The 18,004-nt window shown below is 44.4% G+C and carries 14 protein-coding genes; all 14 read right to left on the bottom strand.

Annotated elements, in window-relative coordinates; genetic code table 11:
• Nucleotides 1–2: 2 nt before the first annotated feature.
• A complete protein-coding gene (hrcA, locus tag GVJ38_RS04125) occupies nt 3–1,052 on the bottom strand; it encodes a heat-inducible transcriptional repressor HrcA (protein ID WP_159721908.1) in 1,050 nt (349 codons plus the stop codon).
• A gap of 120 nt (nt 1,053–1,172) precedes the next feature.
• Nucleotides 1,173–2,330 carry a radical SAM family heme chaperone HemW gene (hemW, locus tag GVJ38_RS04130; protein WP_159721945.1) on the bottom strand — a complete coding sequence of 386 codons (1,158 nt, stop codon included), beginning with the start codon at nt 2,328–2,330 and terminating at the stop codon, nt 1,173–1,175.
• Between the two features lie 407 nt (nt 2,331–2,737).
• Nucleotides 2,738–3,694: a riboflavin biosynthesis protein RibF gene (ribF, locus tag GVJ38_RS04135; RefSeq protein WP_159721946.1), complete on the bottom strand. Its 957-nt coding sequence runs from the start codon at nt 3,692–3,694 to the stop codon at nt 2,738–2,740.
• Nucleotides 3,695–3,696: 2 nt separating this feature from the next.
• Entirely contained in the window at nt 3,697–4,629 is a 933-nt protein-coding gene (gene truB, locus GVJ38_RS04140) for a tRNA pseudouridine(55) synthase TruB (protein ID WP_159721909.1), read from the bottom strand.
• Nucleotides 4,630–4,772: 143 nt separating this feature from the next.
• Nucleotides 4,773–5,105, bottom strand: a complete 333-nt coding sequence (locus GVJ38_RS04145; protein WP_159721910.1) for a DUF805 domain-containing protein — start codon at nt 5,103–5,105, stop codon at nt 4,773–4,775.
• Nucleotides 5,106–5,221: 116 nt separating this feature from the next.
• Nucleotides 5,222–7,288, bottom strand: coding sequence for a cation:proton antiporter (locus GVJ38_RS04150; RefSeq protein WP_159721911.1), 2,067 nt, complete (start codon nt 7,286–7,288; stop codon nt 5,222–5,224).
• Nucleotides 7,289–7,292: 4 nt separating this feature from the next.
• Nucleotides 7,293–7,583 (bottom strand): hypothetical protein, encoded by a 291-nt coding sequence (locus GVJ38_RS04155; protein ID WP_159721912.1) that lies wholly within the window; start codon nt 7,581–7,583, stop codon nt 7,293–7,295.
• 211 nt (nt 7,584–7,794) lie between these two features.
• Entirely contained in the window at nt 7,795–8,142 is a 348-nt protein-coding gene (gene rbfA / locus GVJ38_RS04160; protein WP_159721913.1) for a 30S ribosome-binding factor RbfA, read from the bottom strand.
• A gap of 176 nt (nt 8,143–8,318) precedes the next feature.
• Entirely contained in the window at nt 8,319–10,961 is a 2,643-nt protein-coding gene (infB, locus tag GVJ38_RS04165) for a translation initiation factor IF-2 (RefSeq protein WP_159721914.1), read from the bottom strand.
• A 12-nt stretch (nt 10,962–10,973) separates the two neighbouring features.
• The gene (locus GVJ38_RS04170) at nt 10,974–11,276 is read right to left on the bottom strand and encodes a YlxQ-related RNA-binding protein (RefSeq protein WP_159721915.1); all 303 of its coding nucleotides are present in this window, start codon (nt 11,274–11,276) and stop codon (nt 10,974–10,976) included.
• Nucleotides 11,269–11,565 carry an RNase P modulator RnpM gene (gene rnpM / locus GVJ38_RS04175; RefSeq protein ID WP_159721916.1) on the bottom strand — a complete coding sequence of 99 codons (297 nt, stop codon included), beginning with the start codon at nt 11,563–11,565 and terminating at the stop codon, nt 11,269–11,271. Before rnpM ends, GVJ38_RS04170 begins: the two co-directional genes overlap by 8 nt.
• A gap of 17 nt (nt 11,566–11,582) precedes the next feature.
• A complete protein-coding gene (gene nusA / locus GVJ38_RS04180) occupies nt 11,583–12,857 on the bottom strand; it encodes a transcription termination factor NusA (protein WP_159721917.1) in 1,275 nt (424 codons plus the stop codon).
• An 11-nt stretch (nt 12,858–12,868) separates the two neighbouring features.
• Nucleotides 12,869–13,342, bottom strand: a complete 474-nt coding sequence (gene rimP / locus GVJ38_RS04185) for a ribosome maturation factor RimP (protein WP_159721918.1) — start codon at nt 13,340–13,342, stop codon at nt 12,869–12,871.
• 159 nt (nt 13,343–13,501) lie between these two features.
• Entirely contained in the window at nt 13,502–17,845 is a 4,344-nt protein-coding gene (locus GVJ38_RS04190; RefSeq protein WP_159721919.1) for a PolC-type DNA polymerase III, read from the bottom strand.
• Nucleotides 17,846–18,004: the final 159 nt, after the last annotated feature.

Raw genomic sequence — 18,004 nt, forward strand, 5'->3', positions numbered from 1 at the left:
GATCAGGAATCGTGATTCGTATAATCTAATGAACGATAATAATCGTTTAGGGCGCTCGTCAATTCGTGGCGAAAAGCTTCGAGTAAACCGACTAATTTTGAATACGGCATCGAAGTCGGGCCAAGTAAAGCGATCGTCCCGCGTCCATGATCTTTGATTTCATAATTTGCTTGAATGATACTGAGATCATCAAACAATTGGTTGCCTAGCTCACTGCCGATGCGAACATGGATCTGCTCATCTGACGGAAGGAGCAACTGGGTCAACGCTTCGGGATTTTGGATCAATGAATAGATCGATTTGAAACGCCCCACATCTTGGTGCTGCTCAAAATTTAAAATATTCATCCGACCCCCGATAAAGATCTTATCTTCAAACGCTTCATTTAAAATGACATCAAACAAACTGCGAATGCCGTCTGTCGTTTGAAAATAACGATGCAAGATCAACGGGATCTCCGTCCGCAATTTTTGGTAAACGGTCATCAGCGGTTGGCCAACGAGCCGATCATTGATGATGTGAACCATCTTTTCAAGATCTTCTCCTGCAACATTTTCCGGAATGCGAAAGACTTGGCTTTCAACATTACCGCGATCGGTCACGATGATCGCCAAAATCTGACGATTGTTCAATGGTACGATCCGAAAGCCCGTCAACTTACGATCTTTCATCTCAGGTCCCAATGAAAAAGCGGTGTAACTCGTTACTTGCGATAAAATCTCCGCGGATTGCTGAATGATATCATCAATCTCATGAATATCTTTTTGCAGTGAACTGCGAATCGCTGTGATCTCTTGCTTATCCACCTGATCAGGTTGCAACAAGTGATCCACATAGTAACGATAGCCTTGCAATGAGGGAATACGCCCGGAAGAAGAATGGGTTTTTTCCAATAATCCCAGCGCTTCTAAAGCTTTCATATCATTGCGGATCGTTGCTGAACTCGCGTTGACTCCTTCTCCCATGAGGGTTTTAGACCCAACCGGTTGTCCTGTTTCAGTGAAGTCTTGGATGATCAAGCTGAGAATCAATTTTTGTCTTTCTGTTAACATCTAGCTCACCCTTTGTTAGCACTCTTTTATCTTAAGTGCTAACTCGATTATTAATATACCACACTGAACACAGAAGTCAAGGAAAAAACAAAAAAAGTTAGCACTCTGAATAATCGAGTGCTAACTTTGCTTATGATCAAATAAAAAGCGTTCAAAGACATCATTTCCGCGAAAGACACCGGCATCTGTCAGCTGAATACTAGTTTCCGTTTTTGTCAAAAGGCCCGCCGTGACCAATTCGTCGATCACTGCACCATAGACACTCGTCAAACTTTTGCCAAAACGCTGGGCAAAGGTCGCGTAACTGACCCCAGCTTGTTTCCGTAAACCTAAAAATAATTCCTCTTCCATTTGGTTTTCAACGGTCAAAATCTCCCGTTCGATGATCGGCAGTTTTCCAGCTTTTAACGGCTGCAAATAATGCTGGATCGGACCGTGATTTTTATAGCGGACATTTCCTAAATACCCGCTGGCTCCCGCGCCAAAACCGTAATACGGCAAATTATTCCAATAGACTTGATTGTGCTGACTTTCAAAACCGGCCTTCGCAAAATTACTGATTTCATAATGTTCATAGCCGTGCTGTTTCATCGCATCCATCGTCTCTTGAAACATCTGTGCTTCGACTTCTTGTTCCGGCAACTCAAAGCGGCCTTTGCGCACCCAATTCATAAACAGCGTCTTGTTTTCTAAGATCAACGAATACAACGCGTAATGCGGCAGATCCAACGCTAACGCTTGGTTCAATGAATCCCGAAAACTCGCTAAACTTTGGCCAGGCAATGCATAGATCAAATCGATCGAGACATTGGAAAATCCATGTTGGGCCACTAAATCTAACGTCTCATACACTTCTTTAGCGGTATGCTTACGCCCGATTTTTTTCAACAAGCGATCATCAAACGTCTGGACGCCCATCGACAAGCGGTTGACACCATAATTTTTCAAGACCGCTAACTTATCAGCCGTCAAATCACCAGGATTGGCCTCCACCGTGAACTCACCTGACTGATACGGCAAGCGCTTGGTTACTCCGGCTAATAAAACATCCAGCTGTTGGGCTGACAAAGCTGTCGGAGTACCGCCGCCGATATACAGCGTCTTCGTTTCAGTTACCGGCTGTTGTTCTAAAGTCAGCTCAATTTCTTTTAGCAGCGCTTGCAGATAGTCATCTACCGGCTGCCCTTTTAAAAAAACTTTATTAAAGTCGCAGTAGTAACAGATATGTTCACAGAATGGTATGTGAATGTAGGCTGAGATACTATTTTGATTGATTATTTGATTTGCTTTCACTGTGCTGTTCCTCTCAAAATATCTGGCTCGTTCAAGTTGCTGTTTCGAAGCGAGCCTGCGCCTAGTTTAACATAGACGACAGGACAAAAACAGGTGATGGGGTTAGTGAACATTTTCCTTTCAACTAACTTTTCTTTTCAACAGATTGTTCAAATCGCGTAACAACTAGTTTTTTTAATTCGTCAACTCCTCTTTGGCAAGTCGCTACGTTCAATGTAAACTGAACTTTCTCATCATTTGATTTACTTAGCATATACTATTTCAAAAAGTAATGCTAAATAGTTTTCCCAATGCATCTAGCTGTCTAAATAATCGTTAGCCAGCTGCAAACAAGCCTTCTGAAGAAAAAATCGCTTCTTCAAAAGGCTTGCTGACCCATTATTAGTTACCCACTAGTCAGCAGAAAAATTTATTTTTCTCTCAAAATATTCTCTTGTTGCTTGTTTATCCGCTTTTAATTGCGTGATCAGGGCGTCAGCCGAATCAAAAGCAACTTGCTCTCGCAAAAAGGCATTCCACGAAACGGCGACTTCTTCGCCATAGATTGCTTCATCAAAATCTAAAATGTTGATCTCAACTGTCAATTCACGGTTCGGGCCAAAGGTATCGTTGTGGCCGATGGAACCCATCGCTTGATACCACTTGCCACCGACTTGAAGCTCGCACGCGTAGACGCCTTCTTTTGGCAATAAAACGTGTGGAGCGACTTGGATATTGGCCGTTGGAAAACCTAGTTCACGTCCGCGGGCATCGCCGTGGATCACGACACCTGGCGTTTGATAGACGTAACCCAACAATTCCGCGGCCGTTTCCACTTTACCGGCTAATAACAACTGTCGAATCCGCGTCGAGCTGACTTTTTCTCCCTGGTCTTCTAATTTATCCACCACGACTGTTTCAAAGCGATCGTGAGCATACTCAGGCAATTGCGCGACACTTGCGACGGCTTTTTTGCCATACGTATAATCAAAGCCAGCTACGACCACTTGTGCATGAAGTCCGACGATATATTGATCAACGAACGCTTGGGGAGACAAGCCTGCAAAACTTGAAGTAAATGCGACTTCATATAACAGATCAACGCCGCATTTCTCCATCAACATTTCTTTTTCATTGAGTGTCGACAAATATTGGATCGGTTGGGTGAATTTTTGAAAAACTACTGCTGGATGTTGGTTAAACGTCATCACCGCTAACTGTAGTCCGCGTTCAGCCGCGATTTTTTTTCCGGTTGCAATCACTTGCTGATGCCCGCGGTGGACGCCATCAAAAAAACCTAACACTAAGACAACATCCCCTGCCGGAATTTGTTGCGGCTGATAAGGATGTCTGAGTTTGATCGTTTTCATCATCAATTGCCTCCTACTTCATTACGAATGACTTTGCGCGGTTTGAGCCACGCTTTTTTTTCGGGATGGGCTTCATACAAGCTGACCAATTTTTCATGATAGAAAAAAGCTAAGAGCGATCCTTGCTCCAATTGAGCTGAAAAATCTTTTGCTGGCAGCATCTGCCCGTTTTTCACTTTTTGCCATAACGCATCATCTAGCTCGACGCGGGGAAAATCAGCAACTGCATTTTCTAACGGTTGTAAAACAGTCGCAAATTTTCCGCTAGCTACGAGATCTGCGACTTGAGTCAAAGTGACTGCTTGTCCGGCGACAAACCCACCGCTTGCCGTTCGCGTCAAATCTGACATGTGAGCCGGATAACCCAGCGCAGCACCTAAATCGACCGCTAAGGTACGCACGTAAGTCCCTTTACCGCAGACAACGCGAAACCGCCAACTTTGCGTGTTAGTTTGCGTATCGAACTTCGGTTGGCTCACGCGTTCAAACGTTTTGATCTCAGCTTTTCGTTGCGGACGTTCCACCATCTCACCGGCACGCGCGTACTCGTATAACTTGCGACCGTTGACTTTTACCGCCGAATACATCGGCGGGATCTGAGTGATCGTCCCGACGAATTTTGCCATCGCCGTATCGATCGCTTTTTCTGGTAACGCTGCGGTCACCGCAGTACGTTCCACCACGTCACCGCTTGCGTCTTCTGTCGTCGTCGCAAAGCCCAGCGTGATCTCACCTTCATAAATTTTTTGATTGTCTTGCATAAATTCGATCACTTTCGTCCCTTTACCGATACAAATCGGCAACACGCCATCCACATCTGGATCAAGAGTCCCACCATGACCGATCTTTTTCATTTTTAAAATTTTACGTAGCTTAAAGACACAATCGTGACTAGTCAAGCCGCGTTCTTTCCATAATGGTAAAATACCATCCATCTTCTGGCCTCATTTCTTGAAAATTCAACGATGCCATTATACCATAGCCGCAAAAAAAGCTGAACGGGTGGGCTTGGGATTTACGAAAGTCACGTGAAACTAAAAAAATCTGCCTGACACAATGTCAGACAGATCGATCAACATTAAGAAAGACAATTTTTAGTCGGGTGCGTTTTTTTCGTGAACAATAAATAAATGACATACAGCGGACCAACTAGCGGGATGAACCATAAGACGGATTGCCATTTTTGGTACCCATTTTGGCGCAACCGCAACGTCACCACATACAAAAAGAACAACAATACCGCTAGTTTAAGACTAAAGATAAACGGTGACCCGCTCCACGTCGGATTGTCCCAAGCCGGCCCCAAACTAACATATTTGGAAAAGCAAAACGCATATATCATTCCGGCTCCGATCAGTTCGCCTAACTCTAATTCCCGCTCAAAATGCCACCAACGACGTTTTTCATTCATGTCTCCACTTCCTTTTTAACCAAGTATAACAAGAAATCAGCAAGCTCGTTGCGCTTTATTTTTATCGGCGTTTAAAAAAAACAGACACGAAAATTTTCGCGTCTGTTTGAGTCATTCTATTTATTTTTGTGTTGCCGTTTTTTTCGCCAAGCATAGCGGATCGAAGGCTCAGTCGGTTGCTGCATCGCGTAAGATTCCAGCAAATTCACCCGATGCCGATATTCATTAGCTGAAAAAGTCGTGATCTGATCAGCTTCTTCGTACTCGTCAATGATCTTGCGTTCCAAATAATACCCGCGGATCAACTCTTTTGTATACAGCGGATCTTGCTGGATCAAAATCGTACCAAACAAACCGCGAGTCGAAACTTGTTCCATCAAATTTTTTCGTTCAGCGACAAAAAAGTCGATCAACTCTTCATCATACACATCGCGCAAGTTTTCCAAACTTTCTAAAATCGCGCGGCTGTTGCGTAAAAAGACTTCATGGACCGCAGTCAAGTCGCGACTATCCACGATATCTTCCCGATTTTGTCGGCGCTGCCAATACATTTTCGGATGCAAGATGACCCGGACTAACCGCGTGCCTACGATCAACCAAAAACCTAGAAATGATAAAACTTGGCGTTTGACAGAATCTTGGAATTTCGCGATAAAGCGTGAATATAAACGATACGATTCCACATTGATCTGTCGTTTGCGGAAACTTTCGTCTAATCCATCGCGCTCGATGGAGATCATGGAAGCTTGGATCTCTTGAAATTCTTGTTGGCTACTTTCCGGCATCGTTTCATTGAACAGCTCTTGGATTCGATTTTGATAATTGGTGATCACCGATTGCAAGGCAAGCTGTTCTTTTTCGCTCAGATCCGGATTTTTCAGATCTTCTTCTAAATTCGCGATCACCGATTGGAAGATTTCCATCAATTTCGGACTACCTGGGGGGATTACCTCACCGTCTGATAAAATCGGCAAGACGATCATCCCGATAATCAAACTCAAAAAAGTCACACAAGCGGTGATAAACAGCAGTAGTGAACGTTCTCGAAATTCGATACCGTTGATAGTGGTCGGTAAAATGAAGATCGTGGCGATACTGACCGTTCCTTTTACACCGCCGATCGTCAAGATCAACCGTTCTTTCAATTGTTTTTTCGTTTGTGAGAAGCCTTTTCGAACGAAGAAAAAGAGACTCACAAACACAAAACGAATCACAAATAATAGCAGCGTCAAAACGATCACGATCGTAAACATTTGCAAATTCGAATACGCGCGGCTATTCCAGATCGGAGAAAAAACTTGTGATAATTCGATCCCTAAAAATAAAAAGACAAGCGCGTTTAGCGTAAAGCCGATCGTCTGCCACGTCGTTTCCGTTACATTGGATAAGCGTGCGTCAAACAAACTAATTTTACGAAATTTATTGGCTTGCATTACCCCAGCCACTACCGCTGCGATAATCCCAGAAAAATGAAAGACTTCTGCCAATAGATACGCTAAAAACGGTAACAATAGACCGATCAAAAAATACGCCGTAATGTCCCGAGCCGAGATTTGTTCGATCAACTTGATGACTTGGCGTTTGATGTAAGCCACTAAAAATCCGAGCGCCACTCCGCCAAGACTAGAGATCACTAGCCGACTGGATGCTTCTGCCAACGAAAATTGCCCCGTGAGTAATGTTGCGACCGCAAACTGAAACGCCGTAACACCCGACGCATCATTTAACAGTCCTTCACCTTCTAAAACATGCATCACCGAATCGGGAATCTTTAAGCGTTTAGCCAGTGAACCCACAGCTACTGCATCAGTCGGACCTAACGAGGCCCCAAAAGCCAGACACGCAGCTAGCGGGATCGTCGGCATAAAGGCGTGCAAAGCAAAACCCATACCCACTAAAGTTAAGATGACCCCAACAAAAGCTAAAAATAAAATCATCCCAAAATGTTGTAAGATTGCTGGGATATCGGCCGTCTCACCTTCGCGAAAAAGTAGCGGCGCGATAATCATCACCAAAAAAATCTCTGGTTCAAAGGTGATCGAACTGCCCACATGGGTCAAGCCTAATAAGATCCCCAAAATGATCTGGATCATAAAAATCGGGACCGCCGGCAATGCTTTGGCTAAGATGTTCGACAAGGTGATCACTACGGCCAAAATGACGATGATCTCAATTAAATCCATCGCCTCACCTCCTGATTTTTGTTTGTTTGTACTTCATGATCAACTTCAAAAAGTCACGCTTTTTGTTGATGATCTTCTCTTCAAGTTCTGCTAAATCTTTTTGGTCATCATCTAATGACAATTGCGCCCGTTTGGTTTCCATCCGCAGCAGTTCATGTTTGATCCGCTCGGTCCGATGGAAGAGCAGTAAATTGCTTTTTTTCATACAGCGCCGCAATTCTTTTCGTTCCTCTGGCGTCAAATTTCCATATTCTTCATGCAATTGACGCATTCGTTCTTCAAATTGGGTCGTCATTTCCCCCAGCTCCCCCTTATTACGCAAAAATTTCAAAAACAATGTCCACTTTAACAGGCTTAGCAGTAGATTGCAAAAGGTATTCACAAAAACTTAATGATTCCCTTTACTTATTATAGTAGAAAAACAAATCAAAAAAAAGCGAGCCCAAATCAGTTGTCCAACACAACGTCAAATCGAGCTCACTTTTCCGACTTTCCTTTTTAAAAAGCTAGTCTTTGTTTAGATCGCGGATCATCTGATCGATTTTTGAACCGTACTCTACGGATTCATCCAATTCGAAAAATATCTCCGGCGTCTTGTAGATGGATAGCGCATGACCTAGCTCACGTCGGATCAGACCTTTTGCTTTTTCCAATCCGTGTTGCGCTTTTTCTTTATCGGATGCTTTGTCTGACAACAAACTGTAAAAAATCGTGGCTTGTTGCAAATCACCTGTCACATGGACATCGGTGATATTGACATCTTGCACCCGCGGATCACGCACTTTTTTCCGTAAAATATCGTTGACCTCTTTTAAAATCTCCTGCGCCACGCGCCGATCACGATAATTAGGCAAATCGATCGCCTCCTTCTTCGTATTAAGGTAAGAAGTTTTTGTAAAACTTCTCTCGATTCTCAGGCCGTATACCATTCCACTATTTAAATTCTTAAGTGGAACTGGCAGCCTTCTTTGTATTCACAGAGAAGCGGAAGTCGTTTCAGCTCGTGAAGCGACGACTAGGCTCCCCTGCGTTACGCTTTTTTGATTTCTTCCATGATGAATGCTTCGATGCTGTCATCGACTTTAAGGTCATTGAAGTTTTCGATCATGGCGCCACATTCATAGCCCATCTTGACTTCTTTGACATCATCTTTGAACCGTTTCAAGCTGGCAAGTTTGCCTTCATAAATGACGATGCCATCCCGGATCACCCGCACGCCGCTATCTCGATGGATCGAACCTTCTGTCACATAGCAACCTGCGATAGTGCCGACCTTAGAAACTTTATACGTTTCACGAACCACCATTTGACCGGTGATTTTTTCTTCGTATTCAGGATCGAGCATCCCTTTCATCGCCGTTTCAATTTCTTCGATCGCTTTGTAGATGATCCGATGCAAACGAATATCAACTTCTTCTGATTCTGCTTGTTGACGCGCTTGCGGTGTTGGCCGGACGTTAAACCCAATGATGATCGCGTTACTTGCCGCAGCTAGTGTCACGTCGCTTTCATTGATGGCCCCAACAGCAGAATGGACGATGTTCACGCGAACGCCTTCTACATCGATTTTTTGTAACGATGCAGCTAAAGCTTCGGCTGAACCTTGCACATCGGCTTTGATGATGACATTGACTTCTTTCAATTCGCCTTCTTTAAGCGATTCGAATAAGTTGTCTAATGTCACGCGTGTCGTCACATTGCGGTGTTCTTGCAACGCACGTTTTGCCCGTTCTTCACCGGCTGCCCGGGCTGTTTTTTCATCTTCAAAGACGGCAAAATGATCGCCGGCTTGTGGCACTTCATTCAATCCAGTGATTTCCACTGGTGTGGCTGGACCGGCTGCTTTTTCACGGCGGCCGATGTCATTGGTCATGACCCGAACACGACCGTACGCATTTCCGACGACGATTGGATCGCCGACTTTCAACGTTCCTTGTTGGACCAATAACGTTGAAACGGGACCTTTCCCTTTATCCAAACGTGCTTCGATGACCGTTCCGATCGCCCGCGCCGTTGGATCAGCTTTCAAATCTTCCACTTCGGCAACTAACAGGATCATTTCCAATAGTTCTTCGATATTTTGATTGAACTTCGCTGAGATCTCCACAAAGATCGTATCGCCACCCCAAGCTTCAGGGATCAATTCGTATTCACTCAACTCTTGCATCACGTGTTCAGGATTAGCGCCTGGTTTATCGATCTTGTTGACCGCGACGATAATCGGAACACCGGCAGCTTTTGCGTGGTTGATGGCTTCGACTGTTTGCGGCATCACACCGTCATCGGCTGCAACGACTAAAATCGTAATATCCGTGATCGAAGCGCCCCGTGCCCGCATGCTCGTGAAGGCCGCGTGCCCTGGTGTATCTAAGAAAGTAATCGGTTTGCCGTTGATATCGATTTGGTAAGCCCCGATATGCTGCGTGATCCCGCCAGCTTCACCACTAGTTACCCGTGAATGCCGTAACGTATCAAGTAACGTTGTTTTCCCGTGATCGACGTGACCCATGATAGTAACAACTGGTGGCCGTGGGACTAATTTTTCTTCGTTGACTTCATCTGGTTCAAAGAAGCGATCAATATCGGCAATATCGATTTGAACTTTTTCTTCGGCTTCCATACCATAATCAGTCGCTAGTAATTCGATCGTTTCTTTATCTAGTGGTTGGTTTTGGTTGACCATCACACCCATCATAAAGAGTTTTTTGATGATCTCAGCTGGCTCGCGGTGGATCTTTTTAGCGATCTCCGCAACGTTCATGCCTTCTGTGTATTCCAATACATCTGGTAATTCCCGGAATTTACGTGGTGGCACAGCTGGTTTATTACTTGTTTGTTGTTTGCCGCGTTTGCCTTTTTTGTTGAATTTATTTCGACGGTTTCCACCAAAATTATTGCGATTTTGGTTGCCATAATTATTTTTCTTGTTGCGGTTTTGGCTTTGGTTTGAACCGCCTTGGCCTTGCGTACTACCGCTCGTTTGACGATTGCCTTGCGTATTGCTTTGGCTGCCTTGACGATTTTGGTTTTGGTTCGAACTCGTATTGGTGCGATTGCTCGTTTGATTACTGCGTTGACCTTGGCTTTGCGTAGTTGAACGTTGACCGCCTTGGCTAGCATTTTGAGTGCGTTGGCCACCTTGAGTGCCTTGGTTAGAGCGTTGGCCACTCGTTTGATTGTTCCGCGTTTGGTTCGTGCGGTTAGTGTTGGAACCACTTTGAGCGTTCCGGTTTTGATTGGATTGGTTGCCTTGGCTGTTGCGGTTTTGGCCATTGCCTTGGTTGTTCCGGTTTTGGTTCGTATTTTGAGAACCCTGGCTGTTACTTTGATTGTTGCGGTTACCTTGTGCATTCCCGCGATTTTGGTTGGTTGGTTTAGTTGTATTTTCTTTTTTCAAATTAGTTTGATTTCCTTTTCTGTTTTGGAAATTAGGGTTGTTCTTTGAACTTTTTCCATGGATTTTTGGTTTCGTTTCGTGCTGGTTAGCTGATGGGTTTGCGGGTGCTTTGGCTTGCGAAGAAGGAAAAGCCTGTTTTAATTTTGATTCGTCAGCCGTCGACAATGCGCCCATATGGTTTTTGACATCGATCCCCATTGATTGTGCTTTTTCGACAACTTCCTTACTCGATTGATTGATTTCTTTCGCAAATTCGTATACTCGTTTTTTTCCCATGCAATCACCTTCCTAACCTGTTATTAACGTCCTCAATTTTTTCGCGAAACCGGCATCTGTCACCCCGATGACTTTGCGCGGTTTACCGATCGCACCTGACAATTCGCTTTGCGTGAATCCGGCGTGATAAGGCGTTTGATAAAATGTACTTTTATCAGCTAATTTTTTTTTCGTGTTCTCACTGGCATCTGAAGCCACAAGCGTCAAATAAACGCGGCCGCGGCGGATCTCATTGACCGTCAGCTCTTCACCGGTGATCAACTTACCTGCCCGCATGGCTAGCCCTAATAAATTCAAGGCTTTTTGCTTATTCATTTTCGAAAAGCTCTTTTCTCGCTTTTTGATGGCTGACATAGTCAAACAATTCTTGGTAAAATTCATCGCTCAACTTCGTTTCTAACACGCGATCTAAAACATGTTTTTCCCAAGCTTGTTTGACTTCTGCAGGCTCTAATGCGACATACGCGCCTCGACCGGGCTTTTTACCCGTTGGATCGATAGAGACTTCGCCTTCTTTGGACTTGGCGATCCGAACCAATTCTTTTTTTGGTTTCAACTCGCCGGAAACGACCGACTTACGTAAAGGGATCTTTCTTTTTTTCATCGTGTTCCTCCTACGTATTAGTTTTCTTCCTGCTCGGTGTTATCTAGTGCAACATTTTCGATATCGTCTTCGGTCATGTCTGGTGTGACCGTTTCATCATCAGCCGGTGCAGGTGCTTCAACTGGTGCTGTTTCAGTTGATTCATTGGCTTCAGTCGCTTCACTTTCAGCCGCTGTTTCACTGGCATTTGGTTGTTCTTCTGCTAAACCAGCCGGTGATTCATCAAAATCGCCGTCGTCATAGTTTTCGTAAAATTCAGCCATGTCTGATTCCGCTTTGATATCGATCTTATGCGCGGTTAGTTTTGCCGCCAAACGTGCATTTTGTCCTCGTTTACCGATCGCAAGTGATAATTGATAATCAGGTACGACGACCGTGCAGACTTTTGGATTGTTCGTGTCGAAAATGACATCTTCCACTTGAGCTGGATTCAACGCATTGGCGATGAACACAGCTGGGTCTTCATTCCATTCCACGATATCCATGTTTTCGCCTTTCAATTCGTTGACGATCGCTTGGACTCGTTGCCCTTTTGGTCCGACACAAGTCCCAACTGGATCGATGTTCGGATCATGCGAGCGCACCGCAACTTTCGCTCGGTCGCCAGCTTCTCTGGCAATGCTCATGATCTCCACGATTCCATCATATACTTCTGGGACTTCTTGTTCAAATAAACGCTTCAATAGATCTGGATGACTGCGGCTGACAAAGACTTGCGGACCTTTAGAAGTATTTTCAACTCGTGACACATAGACTTTGATCCGATCATGCGGTTGGTAGCGTTCATTCGGAATCTGATCTTGTTTTGATAAAACCGCTTCGATCTTACCTAAGTTCACGTAGATATAGCGATTATCTTGCCGCTCTACGACACCTTGCATGATATCATTTTCATACGCGCTGTATTCATTATAAATGATCGTTCGTTCTGCTTCTCGCACCCGTTGCAAGATCACTTGCTTCGCCGTTTGCGCTGCGATCCGACCGAAATCTTTTGGTGTGACTTCAAATCGGATCGTATCACCGATCTCATAAGCTGGGTTGATCTTCAACGCTTCTTTTAATGAAACTTCTAATTGCGAGTCCATCACTTCTTCGGTCACTTCTTTGACCGCATAAACGTGGATATCGCCTTTTTTCTCATTGAATTCGACTTCCACATTTTGTGATTGACCATAGTGCCGTTTATATGCGGAGACTAAGGCTGCTTCTAACGCTTCGATCACAACTTCTTTTGAGATCCCTTTTTCAGCTTCTAAAGCGTCTAAAGCATTTAGCATTTCTTTACTCATTGTTTTTCCTCCTAAAACTCAATCGCCAAGCGCGCTTTTGCGATGTTAGATCGCGCAAACGTGATGTCTTTTGTTCTCGTTTTGATCTTCACGGTCAACGTCAGTTCCGTGTCGCTCAGCTCTTTTAAAAAGCCTTCATATTGTTTTTGGCCGTCGACATTTTGATACAACGAGACATGGATATATTGTCCCAGCGCATTTTGATAGTCTTGTTCTTTTTTCAGCGGCCGTTCAGCACCGGGAGAAGAGACTTCAAGAAAATAGGCTTGGGGAATCGGATCAGGCTCCATTTGATCAAGTTTTTCACTCAATTTCTCACTGACAAAAGCACATTCTTCAATGTCGATCCCGCCTTCTTTATCGATAAAAACGCGTAAAAACCAACTCTTGCCTTCTTTCACAAACTCTACTTCCACCAATTCAAACTGTTGCGCGTCTAAAATCGGTGTCACCAGTTCTGTCACTGTTTCAACTACACTGCTCAAACACTCGGCCTCCCTTTAACTGTTTCAGCGATTTTTGCCATTAAAAAGAGTGAGCGAAAATTCCGCTCACTCACCTTCACTGTCTGATTACACTAGCTACTCTAACACATTTTACGTAAAACTTCAACTCACACAACTAAAAGCCGGCGTTCTTCTGTTTTACATATCGAATAACGAAAGCTGATTTTCATCAGGTAGATCTTTTAACACACCATTGTCATTCATATATTCAATCAATGTCTTGGATACTTTCCCGCGGTTAGCCAGATCTTCTTTAGATAAAAAGATCCCATCTTTGCGCGCTTCCACGATTTGTTTGGCTACGTTTAAGCCAAGACCCGGCACCGCACGAAACGGCGCGATCAATGTATCACCGTCGATCACAAAATCACTGGCATCTGATTTGTACAAATCGATCATGCCAAAGTTGAAACCGCGCTCCAACATTTCATTACACAATTCTAAAACCGTCAGCTGATTTTTTTCTTTCGTGGATGCATCCATCCCTTTATCCGTGATAGCTTTCATGGCAGCTTTAACAGCGTCTTTGCCTTTTGCCATCGCCACAAGATCAAAATCATCAGCCCGCACGGAGAAATAAGCACAGTAATACAAGATCGGATAATAAACTTTGAAATACGCTACCCGCAACGCCATCAACACATAGGCGGCCGCATGGGCTTTCGGGAACATGTATTTGATCTTCGAACACGAATCGATATACCAATCAGGTACATTGTTTTCTTTCATCGCCGCTAAAAATTTATTTCGTTGCTCCTCATCGATTTTTGACCATTTTCCTTTTCGCACCGTTTCCATAATCGTAAAAGCAGTACCTGGATCAAGTCCGGCATGCATAAGATAAACCATGATGTCATCCCGACAACCGATCACTTCTGATAAGGTCGCTTTGCCTTGTGCGATCAATTCTTCAGCATTGCCCAACCACACATCCGTCCCGTGGGATAAACCAGAGATCTGCAACAATTCCGCAAATGTCGAAGGCCGCGTTTCTTCTAACATCCCGCGCACAAAACGCGTCCCAAATTCTGGGATGCCTAACGTGCCGGTCTTTGAATAAATTTGTTCCGGTTCCACGCCTAAAACGTGCGGCCCTGCAAAGATCTTCATCACTTCTGGATCATCAGTCGGGATCGTTTTCGGATCGACGCCGGATAATTCTTGTAACATCCGGATCACCGTCGGATCATCGTGACCTAAAATATCAAGTTTCAACACATTATCATGGATTGAGTGGAAATCAAAGTGGGTCGTCTTCCATTCGGCATCCCGATCATCGGCTGGAAATTGGATCGGTGTGAAGTCATACACATCCATGTAATCCGGAATAACGATAATCCCGCCCGGATGCTGACCCGTCGTTCGTTTGACTCCAGTTGCACCTTTAGCTAGGCGATCAACTTCGGCATTGCGAAATTGTAAATTATGATCTCGTTCATAACCTTTCACAAAACCATAAGCTGTTTTGTCGGCAACGGTTCCGATCGTACCAGCTCGATACACATAGTCTTCCCCGAACAATACTTTCGTATAATTATGGGCTTCTGGTTGGTAATCCCCCGAGAAATTCAAATCGATATCGGGGACTTTATCTCCATGGAAGCCTAAGAAAGTTTCAAACGGGATATCATGCCCATCTTTATTCAGCCGGGCGCCACACTTGGGACATTTTTTTTCAGGCATATCAAACCCCGAACCATAAGAGCCATCTTCAAAAAATTCCGAGTACTGGCACTCTGGACAATAATAATGCGGCGGCAGTGGATTGACCTCGGTGATCCCGGTCATCGTCGCGACAAAACTGGAACCCACTGATCCCCGCGAACCAACTAAATACCCATCCGCATTACTTTTATGCACTAGCTTTTGGGCGATCAAATAAATGACCGAAAAGCCGTTCCCGATAATGGAGGTCAATTCTTTTTCCAAGCGCTTTTCAATGATCTCCGGCAGTGGATCGCCATAAAGTTCTTTTGCCCGCGTATAACTCAACGCTTTGATCTCTTCTTCTGAGCCAGGGATCTTCGGCGTGTACAATTTATCTTTGACCGGAATGACTTCTTCACAACTGTCGGCCAATTGATTCGGTGCATCGATCACGATCTCTTTTGCAACGTCTGCCGGCAAAAAGTCAAACGCGGCTAACATTTCATCGGTCGTCCGGAAATGAACATCTGGTAAGCTGTGACGATTTAATGGATTGGCCCCACCCATTGAGTTGACCAAAATTTTGCGGTAAATCGCATCTTGTTCATTTAAATAATGCACATCGCCAGTTGCCACGACCGGTTTATCTAACTCATGCCCGATACGGATCAAATGATTCAAAATATCTTCTAGATCCGCTTCGCTTTTGACTAATTCTTGTTCCAATAAAGGCGCGTAAACGGCTTTTGGCATCACTTCGATGTAATCGTAAAAAGCGGCTTTGTTTTTCGCTTCTTCCGCCCCTTTTTGCATCATCGCTTCAAAAATCTCACCTTGTGAACAAGCCGAGCCGACTAACAGATTTTCCCGCAGCTTTTTCAATAATGACCGGGGAACTCGCGGCACCCGTTCAAAGTATTCGATATTAGAAGCGGAGATCAACTTGAACAGATCTTTTAAACCCGCTTGATTTTTCGCTAAGATCGTCGCATGAAACGGCCGCGCACGTTTATACGAATCCCCTTCACCGACATGATCGTTTAATTGATCATGGAAAAACATTTCGTGATTTTCCATCGCTTCTTTGACAAAGATCCACGCTAAATGTCCTGTGGCTTCCGCATCATAGACTGCTCGGTGATGTTGCTCTAAGCCAACACCGAATTTTTTCGTCAGCACACCTAACCCAAACCGTTTGAATTGCGGATACAAATACCGTGCTAGTTCCAACGTATCAATGACTGGATTTATCGCTTCTGGCATGTCGTGTCGCGCATAACTGGTATTTAAAAAGCCCATATCAAAAGTCGCGTTGTGAGCCACTAAGATCGTATCTTCACTAAAAGCGTGAAATAATTTCAAGACTTCTTCTTCTGATTTTGAACCGCGGACCATCTCGTCGGTGATCCCAGTCAAATTGATCGTCGTTTCCGATAATGGATGCCCCGGATCGATAAATTCTTCAAAGGTCTCAATCACGTTCCCTTTGTGCATCTTAACGGCCGCCAGTTCAATGATCGTATCATAAACCGCCGAAAGTCCCGTCGTTTCCACGTCAAAGACGACATAAGTGGCATCGGTCAAACTGACATGTTGATCATTGTAAGCGATCGGTACCCCGTCATCGACGACATTGGCCTCGACACCATAAATGATTTTCACGCCCGCTTTTTTCCCAGCCGCATGCGCTTCAGGAAATGATTGAGCACCGCCGTGATCGGTAATAGCGATGGCTTTATGCCCCCATTTCCCCGCTTGAGTCACCAGATCAGCGGCACTATTCGTCGCGTCCATCGTACTCATATTGGTATGCAAATGCAGCTCCACCCGTTTTTCTTTGGCGGTGTCTTTTCGTTCTGGATGTTTGACTTCTTGCAAGTCTTGCCCATTCATCACCAGATCCCGCATGAACGTATCTTCTTGGATACTCCCACGAACTTTCAACCAGCTACCTTTTGAAATCGCATCAAAGATCTGTTCGTCTTTTTCACCGTTAGAAAACTTCTTCACAACAAACGATGACGTATAGTCCGTCAATTTCAAGATCAAAATTTTCCGTTTCGAACGCAGCTCCCGCACTTCTTTATCGAAAATATAACCTTCGATCGTGATCCGGCGTTCTTCTTCTAAAATATTGCCCATCGGTGTGATCACTTCATCAGCCGGAATGTTGCGCCCCATTTGGATCGGCCCATCAAAGTCAGCGGCTTTCGCTTTTTTCTCTTGTTTTTTCGTTTCATATTGAGCGATTGCTTCAGCGGCTTGTTCTTGCATGGCTTGCTGCTGCTCTTGTTTGCGTTCTTCAAATAACTCTAAGACCCGCTGTTGTTTGACTTCATCCACGATCGGTTCGATCCGTAATTTTGGAAAACCGTACGCTACCAAATTTTCTTCGATCAATGGTAAGTACTGCTGTTTTAAAAATGGGATCACCGTTTGATTGTCGATGGCTAAGACGATTTTTTGCTCTTGCATCACCGGCAGTGGCTTGCTCAACACTTGTTTGACCAGCGGCGTGTCGCAATCTTGTTCCCGGAGCGCGATTTGCCAGTATTGCTGCAATAATTTTTCGTCAAACGTCTGATCAGCTGCAACGATATGTAAACGGACAGCTGCGATCTGGCGAAAGGCTAATTGCAGCTTCTGATAAAAACTATAAAATAATTTTGCCGGTAAAATCGACGGCGTTTGGATAAAAAATTCCCACACTCGTGATTTCTCGTGGACAATCACTTCTTTGATCTCAGCTTGTTGGATCAAAGGCTCTTGTTGCTCGGCTGGTGTCAATTGGATCTGTTCCAATAATTTGGCGAACAACTCACGATTCTCAGACAAATGAACATCTCCTCACTCTTTGCAGTACTTTCTAGTATACTCATTTTTGACTGGCTTTGCATTAAAAAATTCTCAAAGGCTAGGTGAGAAAAACGTGCCTACCAAATTTAAAACTAAAAAAAGCCCCAGAAGTTTCCTTCTAGGACTAACTACGCGATA

This window comes from Enterococcus sp. CSURQ0835 (genome assembly GCF_902706605.1).
GTDB lineage: Bacteria > Bacillota > Bacilli > Lactobacillales > Enterococcaceae > Enterococcus_A.